Below are 15,316 nucleotides of genomic sequence, written 5' to 3'. Positions count from 1 at the left end.
GGGTGATCACCGTGACCGGCGGGCCCCATAAGGTGCCTCCATGTCTGCCACGTTGAACGCGGGGAGAACCCGCGCCGCGCTGCGTACGTCGGCTCGTGTCTCCGGTGAGCTGCTGCTGGTCCTGGTGGCGTCGGCGGCGGTGCTGTGGGTCCTGGGCCGGATGTGGTCGGTGGCCTGGCCGCTGATAGTCGCACTCCTCCTCACCACGCTCACCTGGCCCCCGACCCGTTTCCTGCGCCGTCACGGTCTGCCCCCGGCGTTCGCCGCGGCCCTGGTGACCGTGCTGTTCCTGCTGGTGGCCGCGGGCACCGTGGCGCTGATCGCGGTGCCTGTGGCGTCGGAGTCCGGCGAGCTGGCCGACGGTGTCGTCGAGGGCGTCGAGAGGCTGCGCGAATGGGCCGCCGGGCCGCCGCTGAACATCGACGACGCCCAGATCGCCGGTGCCTTCGACACCGCGACCGCTCGCATCCAGGACAGCGCCGGTGCCATCGCCACCACCGCCGTCACGGGCGTGAGCACCATTTTCAGCGGTGTGGTCACGGCCGTACTGGCGCTCTTCCTGATGTTCTTCTTCCTCAAGGACGGCCCGCGCTTCCTGCCGTGGCTCGGCCGGCAGCTCCCCGGGCGGCTCGCCACCGACGTCCCGGCCGTGGCCGAGCGGTGCTGGCTCACCCTGGGCTCGTTCGTGCGTTCCCAGGCGCTCGTCGGCCTGATCGACGCCGTACTGATCGGCCTGGGCCTGTGGATCCTCGACGTCCCCCTGGTGCTGCCGCTGGCGGTGCTGACCTTCGTGTCCGCGTTCGTGCCCATCGTGGGCGCCCTGTTCGCCGGCTTCGTCGCGGTGCTGATCGCGCTGGTCTCCAACGGCCTGTCGGACGCGCTCATCGTGCTGGCCATCATCGTCGTGGTGCAGCAGCTCGAGGGCAATGTGCTCCAGCCCATGATCCAGAGCCGCGGTCTCGGACTGCACGCGGCGGTCGTCCTGCTGGCGGTGACGCTCGGCGGCAGTCTGACCGGCATCGTCGGCAGCCTGCTCGCCGTACCGGTCGCCGCCCTGATCGCGGTCGTCTGGAACTATCTGCGCGAGCAGCTCTCCGACCCACCGCTCGCACCGCGGGCCGACGGCTCGTCCGCCTGACCGGCACCCCCACACCCCATCGACAGGAGGCCTCACGTGACGTACGACCTCACCGCACTGCGCGCCCAGGTGCCCGCGCTGGCCGCCGGCACCGCGCACTTCGACGGCCCCGGCGGCACCCAGACGCCGCTGCCCGTCATCGAGGCGATCGCCGCCGCGCTGTCCCGGCCGCTCTCGATCCGCGGCGACGGACTGCCCGGCGAGCGCAACGCCGAGACCGTCGTCGTCGAGGCCCGGCGCGCCATGGCCGACCTCCTGGGCGCCGACCCGGCGGGCGTCGTCTTCGGCCGCAGCGCCACCCAGCTCACCTACGACTTCTCCCGCACCCTCGCCGACACCTGGTCACCGGGCGACGAGGTGGTCGTCACCACGCTGGACCACGACGCCAACATCCGCCCCTGGACGCAGGCGGCCGAGCGGACCGGCTGCACCGTCCGCCGGGCGGACTTCGACCCGGCCACCGGCGAACTGACCGCCGACGACATCCGCGCCCAACTCTCCGGGCGCACCCGGCTGGTGGCCGTCACCGCGGCCTCCAACCTGATCGGCACGATGCCCCCGGTCGCCGAGATCGCGCGGATCACGCACGAGGCGGGCGCCCTGCTGTACGTCGACGGCGTGCACTACGCCGCACACGCCCCGGTCGACGTCGAGGCGCTCGGCGCGGACTTCTTCGTCTGCTCCCCGTACAAGTTCCTCGGCCCCCACCACGGCGTCCTGGCCGCCCGACCCGAGCTCCTGGAGACACTGCGCCCGGACAAACTGCTGCCCTCCACGGACGCGGTGCCCGAGCGCTTCGAACTCGGCACGTTGCCCTACGAGTTCCTCGCGGGTACCCGTGCGGCGGTCGACTTCCTGGCCGGGCTGGCCGCCGAGCGGGGCGGCAGCCGCCGGGAACGGCTCGCCGCGGCGTTCGAGGGGATCGAGGAACACGAGGGCGTCCTGCGCGACCGGCTGGAGCAGGGGCTGGCGGCCCTGGAGCAGGTCACCGTCCACTCCCGCGCGGCCCGGCGCACCCCGACCCTGCTGCTCACCCTCGACGGCCACCGCACCGAGGACGCCTACCGCTTCCTCGCCGGACGCGGCGTCCACGCGCCCTCCGGCAGCTTCTACGCGCTGGAGGCGTCCCGCCGCCTCGGCCTCGGCGACACCGGCGGCCTCCGTGTCGGACTGGCCCCGTACACCAGCGGCGAGGACGTCGACCGGCTGCTGACGGGCCTGTCCGCCTTCCTGGAGCGGAGGGCGGACGCACGTGGGTGACGACGGCGGTCTCACCTACGGCCCCCGCGGTGCCACCGCCCCGCGGGTCCCGCTCTGGTCCGCGTCCCCGCCCGGGTTCCGCCGGTTCGAGAGGACCGTGACGATCGGACGGGGAGAAGACGTCTGGACCGCCGCCAGGGAGGCGGTGCTGCGGTGGGAGGTCAAACGGCGCAGCGGCTTCGCCGTCGCCCCGGCCGACGGGGGCGGCCTCGGCGCGCGCGAGCGCGGACGGTACACCGTCACGGCGGGCCTCGGCCGGTGCGTCGTCCGGGAACCGGTCGAGGTCGTCGCCGTGGTGGAGACCGGGGACCGGTGCGGTTTCGCCTACGGCACCCGCCGGGGCCACCCGGTCAGCGGGGAAGAGGCCTTCATCGTGCACCGGGACGGTGACGGCCGGGTCCTGCTGACCCTGCGTTCCCTGACCCGGGCGGCGCCGGCGGGCCCCTGGCGCCCGCTCTTCCCCGTTCTCCTGCTGGCGCAGCTCCACGTCCGCGGGCGCTACCTCCGTGCCCTGCGGGACACGGGGGTCAGGAGTACAGGGCCGCGATCTCGTCCGCGTAGGCCTCCTGCGCCGCCCGCCGTTTGACCTTCATCGAGGGGGTCAGCAGTCCGTTCTCCTCGGTGAACTCGCCCTCGATCAGGGTGAAGGCGCGGATGGACTCCGCGCGGGAGACGGCCTCGTTGGCGTAGTCGACGGCCTTCTGCACGTCGGCGCGCATCCGCGGGTCGCGGACGACCTCGGACATCGGGGTGCCGGCGGGCAGCCCGCGGACCGCCAGCCAGTGGGCGACCGTCTCGGGGTCGAGGGTGATCAGCGCGGCCACGAAGGGGCGGTTGTCGCCGACGACGAGGCACTGGCCGACGGGCGGGCGGCTGCGCAGCCGGTCCTCCAGGACGGCCGGGGAGACGTTCTTGCCGCCGGAGGTGACGAGGATGTCCTTCTTGCGGCCGGTGATGGTCAGATAGCCGTCCTCGTCCAGCGAGCCGAGGTCGCCGGTGGTGAACCAGCCGTCGTCGAGCGCCTCGTCGGTGGCGGCCGGGTCGTTCCAGTACGACCCGAAGACGATGCCGCCCTTGATCCGCACCTCGCCGTCGTCGGCGATGCGGACCGCGGTGCCGGGGACCGGGAGTCCGACCGTGCCGGGGCGGGGGCCCAGCGGCGGGACGATGGTGGCGGCGGCGGTGGTCTCGGTCAGGCCGTAGCCCTCGTAGATCATGATCCCGGCCGCGTAGAAGAAGAGGTTGAGGTCCCGTTCCAGCGGGGAGCCGCCGCTGATGGCGTAGCGCGTCCGGCCGCCGAGTTCCTTGCGGACCCGGCGGTAGACCAGCAGGTCGTACAGGGCCCAGGCGGCGTACAGCCCGGGGCCGGGGCCCTTGCCGCGGCCCAGGAACCTGTCGAGGTGGGCCTCGCCGAAGCGGACGGCGACACGGTGGGCGCGTTCGAAGGAGGCGCCGCGGCCGATCTTCTCGGCGGTGGCCCGGCCGGTGTCGTGGATCTTCTCGAAGAGGTAGGGCACGCCGACCAGGAACGTCGGGCGGAACGACTTGAGGGCGGGCCGGAGTTCGTCCGGTTTGATGCTCGGGAAGTGGCCGATCTCGATGCGGGCGAGCAGGCAGGCGATCTGGATGGTGCGGCCGAGGATGTGGGCGAGCGGGAGGAAGAGCAGGGTCGAGGCGGTCTGGTCCGTGACCTCCTTGAAGACGGGGTGCAGCAGCTCGACCGTGTTGGCGGCCTCGGCGTACAGGTTGGCGTGGGTGAGGACGCAGCCCTTGGGGCGTCCGGTGGTGCCGGAGGTGTAGCAGACGGTCGCGACGCTGTCGGGGGTCAGGGCGGTACGGCGCTCGGTGACCTCCTCGTCGGGGACGTCCCGGCCGAGTGCGGTGAGTCCGGCGAGGGCGTCCGTCTCCAGTTCCCACACGTGCGGGGGTCGCGGGTGGGCGGCGGTGCCGGTGGTGACGGCGGCCGTGTTCTGCGCGGTCTCCGTGACGACGTACCGGGCGCCGGAGTCACGGACGATCCACCCCACCTGCTCCGCGGAGGAGGTGGGGTAGACCGGCACGGTCCGGCCGCCGGCGGACCAGACCGCGAAGTCCAGGACCGTCCACTCGTAGCGGGTGCGGGACATCACGGCGACCCGGTCGCCCGGTTCCAGCCCGGCGGCGATCAGCCCCTTGGCCACGGCGGTGACCTCCTGGGCGAAGGCCGCCGCCGTCACCGGGCGCCAGGCGCCGTGCTCCTCGCGCCGCAGCACCACCGCGTCGGGGGCCTCGGCCGCGTTGGTGAACGGGATGTCGGCCGTGCTGCCGGTGGTCCGCCGCGGGGCCAGGGCCGCCGTACGGGCCTCACGCACGACGCCGTGCTCGTCCCTGACGGTCTCGGCTCCGGTCCGGCTGGTCGGACCCGTGCGTCGTATCGCCCGTTTCAGATCCCTGCGTACGCCCATGACGGCTCCCGGTCGCGGCTGATGCTCTCGTGCTGGTGCTGCCGTACTTACTTACTCCGGAGTCAACTTACCCGCGCGTAAGAATCAGTCAATGGGCAGGGGTCGGTCCAGTCGGCTCGCCGCGCGGATCGCCTTCGCCAGCTCGCGGACGTCCTCGTCCTCCGTCCGGTCCGCCAGGTCACCGGCCCGCTCGGAGAGTTCGCCGAGACCGGGGGCGCCCGGCAGCGCGCTGTGGCGGTGGCCGTACGCACGCAGGGCGTCGGCGAAGTAAGCCGCGGTCGCGGTGACCGTCAGACCGCGCCGCGCGCTCCACACGGAGTCGACGAGACCGTCGGCCTCCAGGTCGCCCGTCTCCTCGTGCGGGGTGCGGCTGTCGGGGTCGAGCCAGCGCACGGTCGCCGTGGCGAGGTGGCCCTCGGCACCGATGGGGGTCCCCCCGCTCGAGCGAAGTCGAGAGTGGGGGAGGGTGCGCACGGCGTACAGGGCGGTCACGGTGTGGCCGGGCCCGACCTCGCCGCCGTCCACCCGGTCGTCACGGAAGTCCTCGTCGGCGACCCGCCGGTTGTCGTAGCCGACGAGCCGGAACTCGGCGACCGTCTCCGGGTCGAAGGCGACCTGCGCCTTGGCGTCACGGGCCGTCAGCTCGATGTGGCGGGGCAGCTGCTCGCAGAACACCTCGCGGGCGTCCTCCTCGTCGGACACGTACACCGTGTGGCCGTCGCCCTTGTCGGCGAGCCGCTCCATGAGTGCGTCGCCGTAGTCGCTGCCGACACCGACGCCGAACAGGGTGATGCCGTGCTCGCGGCGGGACTCCGCGATGCGTTCGAGGATCGCGTCGGCGTCCGTGTCACCGGTGTTCGCGAGCGCGTCGGAGACGAGCACGACCCGGTTGGTCGCGCCCTCGCGCAGCCCCTCGACGGCGGTCTCGTACCCGGTCTCCACACCGGCGCCGAGGTTGGTGGAGTCGGTCGGCTCCAGGCTGTCGATGGCGTCGTGGACCTCGTCCCGGTCGCCGTCGAGCCGGGTCATCGGCAGGACGGTCTCGGCCTCGTCGCTGAAGGTGACGATGGCCACCGAGTCGTCGTCGCGCAGTCGGTCCGTCATGGTCGCGAGGGAATCCTGGGCGAGGTCGAGGCGGCCCGGTTCCGCCATCGACCCCGAGATGTCGACGACGAACGTGAGGGCGGCCGGCGGACGTTCACCGTCCGGCTCGGCGGCCCGGGTGGCCAGGCCCACCCGGACCAGCGACCAGTCCTCCTCGCCGGTGCGGGCGCCGTCCACGGTGACCGTGAAACCGTCGCCGCCGGGACGCTCGTAGTCCTGCCGGAAGCTGTTGACGAACTCCTCGGGGCGGACGGCCGACGGATCGGGCAGCCGGCCCTCCGCGAGGGTGCGGCGGGCATAGTCGTACGAGGCGGTGTCGACGTCCAGCGCGAAGGTCGACAGGTGGTCGGGATCGGGGGCGACCTCGCGGGAGTCCTGCTCGTCCTCGTCCCGTCCACCGTCGTACCGCCCTCCCGAGCCCCGGTCGGGGGCGGGCAGCGGCACCGATCCGTCGCCCCCGCGGTCGTAGGAGGCGTCGCTCGCCTTGGAGTTGCCGTCGCTCCCCGCGCCGCAGCCGCCGGCCAGCAGGCAGCTCGCCGCCGCGAGCGCGAGCAGCGCTCCGGCCGGCCGCCGTGTCCCGTGCCACTTCATCGTCCGTGTCCCCTCGGTTGGTTGACGCCGACTTCAGTGACTGTGACGGCGCGGCGGGCCGGAACGTGCGGTACGGAGCGTTGCAGGTGAGTCTCGAAGACGACACGGAGAGGGCCCGTCGAGACCGGTAGGTGATCTTCCGTTGACCTGCGGTCCCGCGTCCTCGCCGCCGGAACCGCGCCGGGCCAGGGCGAACGGCGCGCGTACGAACGTGATGTCGCCCGCCGGGCGGTGGTAGTGCCTGCACCACCATGGTCGGGTCACTGGCTGCATGGGCGTCGGCCCCCGCGTCTCCTACCGTCGTTCAGGTCCCACAACGAGCCACGCCCGGAAGGCACCCCACCATGTCACCGACCCCGGCCGACGTCGCCGTCGTCCTCGACCATGTGCACAAGGCGTACGGCGGTGAGCAGCCGGTCGTGGCGCTGGACGACGTGAGCGCCGCGTTCACGCGCGGCACGATGACCGCCGTGATGGGACCGTCCGGATCGGGCAAGAGCACCCTGCTGCACTGCGCGGCCGGACTGGACCGGCCGGACTCGGGGACGGTGCGGATCGGTGCCACCGACCTGTCGTCGATGTCGGAGAGCCGCCTGACCGAACTGCGCCGCGGCCGGGTCGGTTTCGTCTTCCAGGCGTTCAACCTGGTGGGCGCGCTGAACGTGGAGCAGAACATCCTGCTGCCCTCCCGGCTGTCGGGCCACCGGCCGGATCCGGCCTGGGTGGCCGAGGTGATCGGACGGGTCGGACTCGGCGACCGGCTGCGGCACCGGCCCGCGCAGCTCTCCGGCGGCCAGCAGCAGCGCGTCGCCATCGCCCGGGCACTCGTCACCCGCCCCGAGGTGATCTTCTGCGACGAACCCACCGGAGCCCTGGACACCCGGACCGCCGCCGAGGTCCTCGCCCTGCTGCGGTCGGCGGTCGACCGGACCGGGCAGACCGTCGTCATGGTGACCCACGACCCGGTCGCCGCGTCCTACGCCGACCGCGTGCTGGTCCTCGCCGACGGGCGGATCGTGCGGGACATGCCGCAGCCCGGCGCCGAGCGGATCGCCGAACACCTGGCGCTGCTCGGCCGCCGGCAGCCCGTCGCGAGCCGGGAGGGCTGAACCGTGCTCCACCTGGCCGCGCGGATGGTGCGCTTCCACAAGGGCGGCTTCGCCGCCACGTTCGTCGCGCTCGCCGCCGGCGTCGCCGTCCTGATGACCTGCGCCCTGCTCGTGGAGTCCGGATGGCGCTACCAGGGCGAGCCGCGGCGTTACGGCGCCACGGCCGCCGTCGTCGCCGACCGGGACCTGCGGGTGGCCGGGCCGACGGTGTTCGGCGAGACCGAGTACACCACCGTCACGCTCCCCGAACGCGGTGGTGTCCGCGCCGGGTTGGCCGACGAGCTGGCCGCGGTGCCCGGGGTGGCGCGCGCCGTGGGCGACCGTGCGATCGCGGTCACCACGACGGTGGCCCCGGACCTGCCGGTCACGGGGCACGGCTGGGCGAGCGCCGCCCTGGCCCCGTACCGGCTGGTGGCCGGTGCGCCGCCGCGCTCCGACGGGGAGATCGCCGTCGACGCCCGGATCGCCGACGGCCGCGGGCTCGGCCCCGGCGACACCACGGACGTCATCACCGGGGGAGAGAGCCGGCCATACCGGGTGAGCGGCGTGGTCGAGACCGACGGCGCGCCGGGGGAGCGGGCGGCACTGTTCTTCACCGACGCGCGAGCGGCCCGCCTCGATCCGCACCCGGACCGCTTCGACGCCATCGGCGTCCTCACCGAACCGGACGCCGACCGCTCCGCCGTGCTCGCCGCGGTGCGCCGGGTGGCGGACGGCGCCGACGCGACGACGTACACCGGTGACGGGCGCGGACTGGCCGCGGAGCCCGAGGCCGCGGCCGCACGGGCCTTCACCCTCCAGGCCGGCGGCGCGTTCGGCGGGTACGCCGCGATGATCATCGTCTTCGTCGTCGCCGGGACCGTCGGCCTGTCGGTACGGCACCGGCGCCGCGACCTCGCCCTGCTGCGCGCCGTCGCGGCCACCCCGGGCCAGGTGCGGCGGATGCTCCTCGCGGAGGTGGGCCTGCTCGCTGCGGTCGCCGCCGCCGTGGGCGTCCCGGCCGGACTGCTCGCCACGCGGTACATCCGCGACGAACTGGTGTCCCGGGAGTTCGTGCCCGACGGTTTCACCGTCCGGGGCGGAGTGCTGTCCGCGGCGGCCGTGACCGTGGCCGTCGCCGCCGTGGCACTCCTGGCCGCCTGGATCGCCGCGCTGCGCGTCACCCGGATCAAGCCCACCGAGGCGCTCGGGGAGGCGGCCGTCGAGCGCGGCCCCGGCAGCAGGGCACGTGTGGTGAGCGGCCTGGTGTGCCTCGCCGTCGCGGTGTCCCTGACCGGCCTCACCAGCGCCACCGACGGCCAGACCGCGCTGGGTGCCGCGATGGGCATGCTCTACACGTTCGTCCTCGGGGTCGCGCTCCTCGCGCCCTGGATCAACCAGGGCGCGGCCCGGTTCCTCGGGCCCGTGCTGCGGGCCGTGTGGGGCGACAGCGGCTACCTCGCCGCCGCGAACCTGCGGGCCAACGCGCGGGGCACGGTCGCCGTCCTCACCGCGCTGGTGCTCTCCGTCGGCTTCGGCGGCACCGTCTGGTTCCTGCAGGACAACCTCCAGCGGCAGACCGTCGTCCAGAGCCGCGACGGCATCCTCGCCCAGCACGCCCTGACCGGTGCCGTCGGCCTGCCCGCCTCCGCCGCTGCGGAGGCCCGCCGCATCCCCGGCGTGCTCGCCGCGACCGGGGTGCGCCGCACCTCGGTCGTCGTACCGGGCGAACTCGAGGCACGAACCGTGGTCGCCCAGGGCATCGACCCCGAGGGGGTGGAACGGACGATGGACCTCGAGGTCCGGTCGGGCAGCCTCGCCGAACTGCGTGCGGGGACCGTGGCCGTGTCCACCGCACAGGCGGACGCCGCCGGCTGGCACCTCGGGGACAGGGCCGGACTGTGGCTCGGCGACGGCACGCCCGTCACCCTGCGCGTCGTCGCGCTGTACGAACGCGGCTGGGGCTTCGGCGACGTCACCCTCCACCCGAAGACCCTCGCCGGGCACACCGTCACCGGACTCGACGACCAGGTGCTCGTCCGCACGGCACCGGGCGCGGACGTCGGAGCCGCCCTGGCCGACCTGGCCGGCCGATATCCGGCCGCCGCGGTGGTCGACACCGACCGGCTCACCGGCGACATCGCCCAGGACCTGGCCGTCAGCGGCTGGCTGAACAAGCTGCTCATCGCCGTCCTGGTCGGATACGCGGTCCTGGCCGCCGCCAACACGCTCGTCATGGCCGCCCTGGCCCGGACCCGGGAACTCGCCCTGCTGCGCCTGGCCGGCCTCACCCGCCGTCAGGTGAAGCGGATGGTGCACGCCGAACAGGCCGGTCTGCTGGGCGTGGCGCTCGTCATCGGCGGCGCGATCGCGGCCGTCACCCTCACCTCGGTCGTCAACGCCGTGGCCGGGCAGCGCGTGCCCCACGTTCCGGCCGCCGGGTGGGCCACCGTGGTCGGCGGCACCGTCGTCCTGGCGCTCGTCGCCACGGTGCTTCCCGTCGGCCGGCTCCTGCGCACCCCTCCGGTCGAGGGCATCGGCGTCCGCGAGTGAGCACGCCGCGCCGGTCCCGGGCCCGGAGCGCGCCCGGCCGCGTACCGCGCGCGGCCCGCGGCGCCACCGGCCGCGTACCACTGGGCGGATGGCCCGGCGGGCCGGGAACCGGGTGTTCTATCCTCCGCGCCTGGGAGGTACGAACGGTGGTGACTCACGAGGCGACGCCGACGCGTCCACGTGCCGTGTCGGTCCGTGCCCGGTCCGCCCTGGACGCTCTGGAACACCTCATCGGCGGTATGGGCACCGGCCTGCTGGCGCTGCTCGCGATGCTGTGGCTGCTCCTGACGGCGGTGACCTGTCTGGTCGGGGTGGGTCTGGTGCTGCTGCCGTCCGCGCTGCACGCGGTGCGGGCCGTCGCCGACCGGGAACGGGCCAGGCTGTCCCGGTGGGGCCCCGAGATCATCGGTCCGCCGGAGCCGCCGGCCGGGCTGCGGGCGGTGCTCGCGGACCGCGCCGTACGCCGTGAGGTGCGCTGGGTCTGCACGCACGCGCTCTTCGGCCTGCTCCTCGGACTGATCGGGGCGACACTGCCGCTGAACGCGGCACACGACATCACCTTCCCGCTGTACTGGCGCTTCCTGCCGGAGAGCGAGGCCACCGCGGCCCTGGGCTGGTGGACCGTGCGCGACTGGCCCGGCGCCCTGTTCGTCACCTTCCTCGGCGTGCTGTTCGTCGTTGCCATCGTGCTCTGCGCCCCCGGGCTCGCCCGGCTCCAGGCATGGCCCGGACGGCGGCTGCTCAGCCCCGACCCCGGGACCGACCTCGTCCTGCGGGTCGCCGAACTCACCGCCACCAGGGCCGCCGCACTCGACGCCCACGCCACCGAACTGCGCCGCGTCGAGCGGGCGTTGCACGACGGCACGCAGAACCGGATCGTCGCGGTCACCGTGCTGCTCGGCGCGGCCCGCCGCGCCCTGACCCGGAACCCCGCCGAGGCCGAGGCCGTCCTCGAGCGCGCCCAGGAGGCCGCCGAACAGGCGCTGGCCGAACTGCGGGCGGTCGTCCGCTCCATCCTCCCGCCGGTCCTCGCCGACCGCAGTCTGCCCGACGCCCTCACCGCCCTGGCGGCCGACTGCCCGGTGCCCTGCCGCGTCGACGCCGACGTCCCCGGCCGGTGCGCGGCGTCCGTGGAGGCGACGGCGTACTTCGTGGTCGCCGAGGCCCTCAGCAACATCGCCAAGCACAGCGGCGCCCACGACGCCGGTGTCGTCGTGCGCCGCTTGGACGACCGGCTGTACGTGGAGATCCACGACGACGGCCGGGGCGGCGCGGACGAGCGGAACGGGTCCGGGCTCACCGGCATCCGCCGACGCACCGAGGCGCACGACGGAACACTGGAACTGGCCAGCCCTCCCGGCGGCCCCACCACCCTGAAGGTGACCCTGCCATGCGGATCGTGATCGCCGAGGACGACGCCCTGTTGCGCGAGGGGCTGGCACTGCTGCTGCGTGCCGAGTCGCTGGACGTGGTGGCCACGGCCGAGAACCCCGACGCCTTCCTGGACGCCGTGGACGCGGAGAAGCCGGACGTCGCCATCGTCGACGTCCGGATGCCGCCCACCCACACCGACGAGGGGATCACCGCGGCCGTGGAGGCCCGGCGGCGCCGGCCCGAGCTGGCCGTCCTCGTCCTGTCCGCCTACGTCGAGCAGGCCTTCGCCACCGATCTGCTCGCCCAGGGCAGCGCCCGCCTCGGCTATCTGCTCAAGGAACGGGTCGGCCGGGTCGAGGAGTTCCTCGACGCGCTGCACCGGGTGGCACGGGGCGGCACCGCCATCGATCCCGAGGTCGTGGCCCAGCTGCTCACCCGCAGCCGGCCGGACGCCCGGTTGCAGCGGCTCAGTCCGCGCGAACGGGACGTGCTGGCGCTGATGGCCGAGGGGCTGGGCAACGCGGCCATCGCCGAACGGCTCGTCGTCACCGACGGCGCCGTCCACAAGCACATCCGCAGCATCTTCGCCAAGCTCGATCTGGCGCCCACCGACCGCACGGACCGCCGTGTCGCGGCCGTGCTGCACTACCTGGACGACGCCCGGCGCCGGACCTGAACCGGCGCCGGGCGCCGCCGGGTCACGCGGCCAGCCGCTCGGCGAGGGTCTTGGCCTTGACGGTCGCGTCCTGGTGGGCGCGCTCGCGGGAGCTCTCGAAGAGCGGGACCAGCTCGGTCATCGCCGGGTTGTGCGGGGCCATGGTCAGCTCCGGGACGATGAAGTCGAGGTCGAGGCCGAGGAAGTCGACCAGCACCGCCCGCAGATAGTTCTGCACGTATTCGTAGCCCTCGCGCGGGGTGCCCGGCGCGTAGGAGCCGCCGCGGCTGGCGATCACGGTGACCGGGGTGCCCTTGGCGGAGGGGTTCTCGCCCGCGGTGCGGCCCATCAGGGCCACGTTGTCCAGCCATGCCTTGAGCGTGGAGGGGATCGTGAAGTTGTACATCGGGGCGCCGATCAGCAGTGCGTCCGCCCGCTCGAACTCCTCGATCAGCTTCAGGCGCCCGGCGAAGGCGGCGGCCTGCTCGGGAGTGTGCGCGGAGGGATCCGCGAAGCCCGCCGTGTGGGCGTCGGCGGTGAGGTGCGGAACGGGGTTCGTGGCGAGGTCGCGGTAGATCACCGTGCCCTCGGGGTGCTGCTCCTCCCACGCCTTGCGGAAGGTCTCCGCCACGGCGCGGGACGCGGAGGCGGACGCCGGGAACACGGAGGAATCGATGTGCAGAAGGGTGGCCATCGGGGGTTTCTCCCATGAGTGAGGGGGCGGGGGCGCCGGAACGCCACCGCTGAGAATTCGTACTCGACTATGAATAACACAGTTGCTTACTTTTTTTCATCCCCTCGCAGAGGGGTAGTACCCTGGGGGCATGGCGGTCGAGCAGGTGCATGGGTCAGAGGCGTGCAAAAAGGTGGACGGCGGGATCACCCGCGTCTTCCAGCTGCTCGGAAAGCGCTGGACCGGCCCGATCGTGGCCGTGCTGGTGGAACAGCCGGCGTACTTCGCCGATCTGCGCCGGGCGATTCCCGGCATCAGCGAGCGCATGCTCTCCGACCGGCTGACCGAACTGGGCGCCGCGGGACTCCTGGTCCGTGAGGTCGACGAGGGACCGCCGCTGCGGGTCACCTACCGTCTGACGGAGTCGGGCGCCGCGCTGGGACCCGCGCTCAAGGAACTCGGCAAGTGGGCCGAGACGCATCTGCCCGAGAGCGGTCCCTGCAGGGAGTCGACGGGCTGCTGAGACCGCCGGCGCGTCGGACTACTCCTCGAACAGCGTCTCCTGCTCGCCCTCCTTGGCCTTCCGCAGCCGCCGGACGCGCGCCCCCACCGTCATCGTCGTGGCCGCCGCGGTCACCGCGAAGGCCGCCGGGATCATCCAGCTCCGGTTGACCGCGTGGCCGAGGGCGTGGTCCAGGGAGAGCCGGCCGGGACCCGCGACGGCGAGACCGGCAGCCGTCAGGCCCAGGGACGCGGCGTACTCGAAGCCGCCCTCCTGGTTGAAGAAGCCGTTGGGTACGTGCACGGCGGACGCGCCCGCCATCGCGCCGGCCGCCGCGGCGCCCGCCGCCGGGGTGGCGAGACCGAGTGCGAGCAGCATGCCCCCGCCGGCCTCGGCGAGGCCCGCCGCCGTGGCGCTCGCCCTGCCGGGCACATAGCCGATGGACTCCATGAACTGGCCGGTGCCCTCGAGGCCGCCCCCGCCGAACCAGCCGAACAACTTCTGCGCGCCGTGCGCCGCGAGCACCCCGCCCGTTCCCAGCCGGAGCAGCAGCAGGCCCAGATCACGTCGGTCGTAACAGGTCACGTCGTCTCCCGGGGCAGTGGCTTGGCCCGACCACCGTCGCATCCCCCTCACCGGCCCGGCGCGCCACCGGTCGCCGTTCGGGTGACGCGGGTGGCGGGGCCCGGCGGCCGGTACGACGCTGTCAGGCATGACGATTCAGAGCACCCGTCTCCGCGATCCCGCCGTCCGCGCCTTCGTCACGGCCGTCAACAACCGCGACCGGGACGGTTTCCTGGCTCTGCTGGCGCCCGGTGCCACCATGGCGGACGACGGTTCCGAGCGCGACCTCACCGAGTGGATCGACCGGGAGATCTTCTCCTCCCACGGGCACCTGGAGGTCGACAACGAGTCCGGCGGCGGCCGTCGGCTCCTCGCCCGCCACAGCAACGACACCTGGGGCGAGATGCGCACCCGGTGGTCCTTCACCGTCGACGACGACGGCCGCATCTCCCGCTTCGAGACCGGTGAGGCCTGACCCGAGGTCCCCGCGCCGGCGGGCGGGACGCCCGTCGTAGGCGTGCCGGGCCTGCTCGACCTCGTCCAGGTCGGCCGTGGCCCACTCCGGGAGACGCGCGAAGAGGGGCGCGAGGCCGAGGCCCGGCCCGTTGATCCCGTACTCGACCCGGGGCGGAACCTCCGGATGGTACGTGCGCACGACCGGGCCGTCGCGTTCCGGCTGCCGCAGCCGCTGTGCCGGCACCTTCGGGGTGACCCCGCCGATCCGCCGTCGCGGCTCGGCGAAGCGTTGCCGGCCGTACGTGTGCGGGGTTCACAGGACCGGGGTGGTCCACCGGCTGAGGACGATGTCCACGACCGGGCCGACGGGGCAGGCGAGTCCCGGGTCCGTCCCGGCGGCAGCCGTCCCCACCACACCGGAACAACAGGGAAGTTGTTCCTGTTCGTGGTGACCGGGGCAACCGGAGGAGTCGGCCGGGAACTCGTCCGCACCCTCGGGGCGGGCGGCGAGCAGGTGACCGCCGCCTCCAGGGCGGTCCCGGCCGCCGACGCAGGACGACGCCCGGTCCGACTTCTCCGACTTCGGTGCGGCCGTCGACCTCTACGCGCCCGGCTCCGACACCACCTCGGCCTGGAACGACGGCGACGAGGGCACCAGGACGATGTCCGGCACCTCGATGGCCTCCTCCTCCCCACGTGGCCCGCGCGGCGGCCGGGTACCTGGCGGCCACCCCGACGCCGCCCCGGCTGCCGTGGCGACGGCGCTGACGGGCGCGGCCACCGCGGACAGGACCGGCAACCCGGGCACCGGCACACCGGACAAGCCGCTCAAGATCACGGAGTAGCGCTCCACCGGCACGCACGAGGGCCGGGGAGGGCCACGGAGGGGTCATGGAGGAAGCGTTTCCTCTGTG

General features: G+C 73.7%; 14 protein-coding genes and 1 pseudogene. 9 read left to right on the top strand and 6 right to left on the bottom strand.

The genetic code is table 11. The features are described 5' to 3' along the window. Positions 1-40 precede the first annotated feature (40 nt). From KUM38_RS30240 to KUM38_RS30230, 3 genes are read left to right on the top strand one after another with little or no spacing between them, the layout of a single operon-like run. Positions 41-1,138 carry an AI-2E family transporter gene (locus KUM38_RS30240; RefSeq protein ID WP_217134019.1) on the top strand — a complete coding sequence of 366 codons (1,098 nt, stop codon included), beginning with the start codon at positions 41-43 and terminating at the stop codon, positions 1,136-1,138. A gap of 36 nt (positions 1,139-1,174) precedes the next feature. After that, positions 1,175-2,398, top strand: coding sequence for a cysteine desulfurase-like protein (locus KUM38_RS30235; protein WP_217134016.1), 1,224 nt, complete (start codon positions 1,175-1,177; stop codon positions 2,396-2,398). After that, a complete protein-coding gene (locus KUM38_RS30230) occupies positions 2,391-2,984 on the top strand; it encodes a DUF1990 family protein (RefSeq protein ID WP_217134014.1) in 594 nt (197 codons plus the stop codon). The genes KUM38_RS30235 and KUM38_RS30230 overlap by 8 nt, the downstream gene beginning before the upstream one ends. On the opposite strand, the gene KUM38_RS30225 is transcribed toward KUM38_RS30230, so the two are convergent. Both KUM38_RS30225 and KUM38_RS30220 read right to left on the bottom strand, forming a co-directional pair. Further along, entirely contained in the window at positions 2,926-4,842 is a 1,917-nt protein-coding gene (locus tag KUM38_RS30225) for a long-chain fatty acid--CoA ligase (RefSeq protein WP_217134012.1), read from the bottom strand. The two genes, KUM38_RS30230 and KUM38_RS30225, sit on opposite strands and share 59 nt — an antisense overlap. An 84-nt stretch (positions 4,843-4,926) precedes the next feature. Next, complete coding sequence (locus KUM38_RS30220) at positions 4,927-6,537, bottom strand: VWA domain-containing protein (RefSeq protein ID WP_217134011.1); 1,611 nt, start codon at positions 6,535-6,537, stop codon at positions 4,927-4,929. 344 nt (positions 6,538-6,881) lie between these two features. On the opposite strand from KUM38_RS30220, the gene KUM38_RS30215 reads away from it, so the two are divergent. From KUM38_RS30215 to KUM38_RS30200, 4 genes are all read left to right on the top strand, one after another. Beyond that, a complete protein-coding gene (locus KUM38_RS30215) occupies positions 6,882-7,646 on the top strand; it encodes an ABC transporter ATP-binding protein (RefSeq protein ID WP_217134009.1) in 765 nt (254 codons plus the stop codon). A gap of 3 nt (positions 7,647-7,649) precedes the next feature. Continuing rightward, entirely contained in the window at positions 7,650-10,178 is a 2,529-nt protein-coding gene (locus KUM38_RS30210) for an FtsX-like permease family protein (RefSeq protein ID WP_217134007.1), read from the top strand. A 146-nt stretch (positions 10,179-10,324) separates the two neighbouring features. Next, positions 10,325-11,581, top strand: coding sequence for a sensor domain-containing protein (locus tag KUM38_RS30205; protein ID WP_308409094.1), 1,257 nt, complete (start codon positions 10,325-10,327; stop codon positions 11,579-11,581). After that, a complete protein-coding gene (locus KUM38_RS30200; RefSeq protein WP_217134005.1) occupies positions 11,569-12,228 on the top strand; it encodes a response regulator transcription factor in 660 nt (219 codons plus the stop codon). Before KUM38_RS30205 ends, KUM38_RS30200 begins: the two co-directional genes overlap by 13 nt. Before the next feature lie 22 nt (positions 12,229-12,250). On the opposite strand, the gene KUM38_RS30195 is transcribed toward KUM38_RS30200, so the two are convergent. Continuing rightward, a complete protein-coding gene (locus KUM38_RS30195; protein WP_217134003.1) occupies positions 12,251-12,901 on the bottom strand; it encodes an FMN-dependent NADH-azoreductase in 651 nt (216 codons plus the stop codon). A 130-nt stretch (positions 12,902-13,031) separates the two neighbouring features. Between KUM38_RS30195 and KUM38_RS30190 the strand changes: the two genes are divergently transcribed. Then, positions 13,032-13,403: a helix-turn-helix domain-containing protein gene (locus KUM38_RS30190; RefSeq protein WP_217133997.1), complete on the top strand. Its 372-nt coding sequence runs from the start codon at positions 13,032-13,034 to the stop codon at positions 13,401-13,403. An 18-nt stretch (positions 13,404-13,421) separates the two neighbouring features. On the opposite strand, the gene KUM38_RS30185 is transcribed toward KUM38_RS30190, so the two are convergent. Further along, a complete protein-coding gene (locus KUM38_RS30185; RefSeq protein WP_217133995.1) occupies positions 13,422-13,967 on the bottom strand; it encodes a DoxX family protein in 546 nt (181 codons plus the stop codon). Between the two features lie 127 nt (positions 13,968-14,094). Here KUM38_RS30185 and KUM38_RS30180 point away from each other — a divergent pair, with 127 nt between their 5' ends. Beyond that, complete coding sequence (locus KUM38_RS30180; RefSeq protein ID WP_217133993.1) at positions 14,095-14,421, top strand: nuclear transport factor 2 family protein; 327 nt, start codon at positions 14,095-14,097, stop codon at positions 14,419-14,421. A gap of 21 nt (positions 14,422-14,442) precedes the next feature. Here KUM38_RS30180 and KUM38_RS30175 read toward each other — a convergent pair. Continuing rightward, positions 14,443-14,817: pseudogene (locus tag KUM38_RS30175) on the bottom strand (winged helix-turn-helix transcriptional regulator); the annotation flags it as partial. Between the two features lie 186 nt (positions 14,818-15,003). After that, entirely contained in the window at positions 15,004-15,234 is a 231-nt protein-coding gene (locus KUM38_RS30170; RefSeq protein WP_217133991.1) for a hypothetical protein, read from the bottom strand. Between the last annotated feature and the right edge of the window lie 82 nt (positions 15,235-15,316).

It is taken from the genome of Streptomyces sp. AC558_RSS880, from assembly GCF_019049255.1.
Classification (GTDB): domain Bacteria; phylum Actinomycetota; class Actinomycetes; order Streptomycetales; family Streptomycetaceae; genus Streptomyces.
This window is presented reverse-complemented; position numbering and strand designations above follow the sequence as displayed.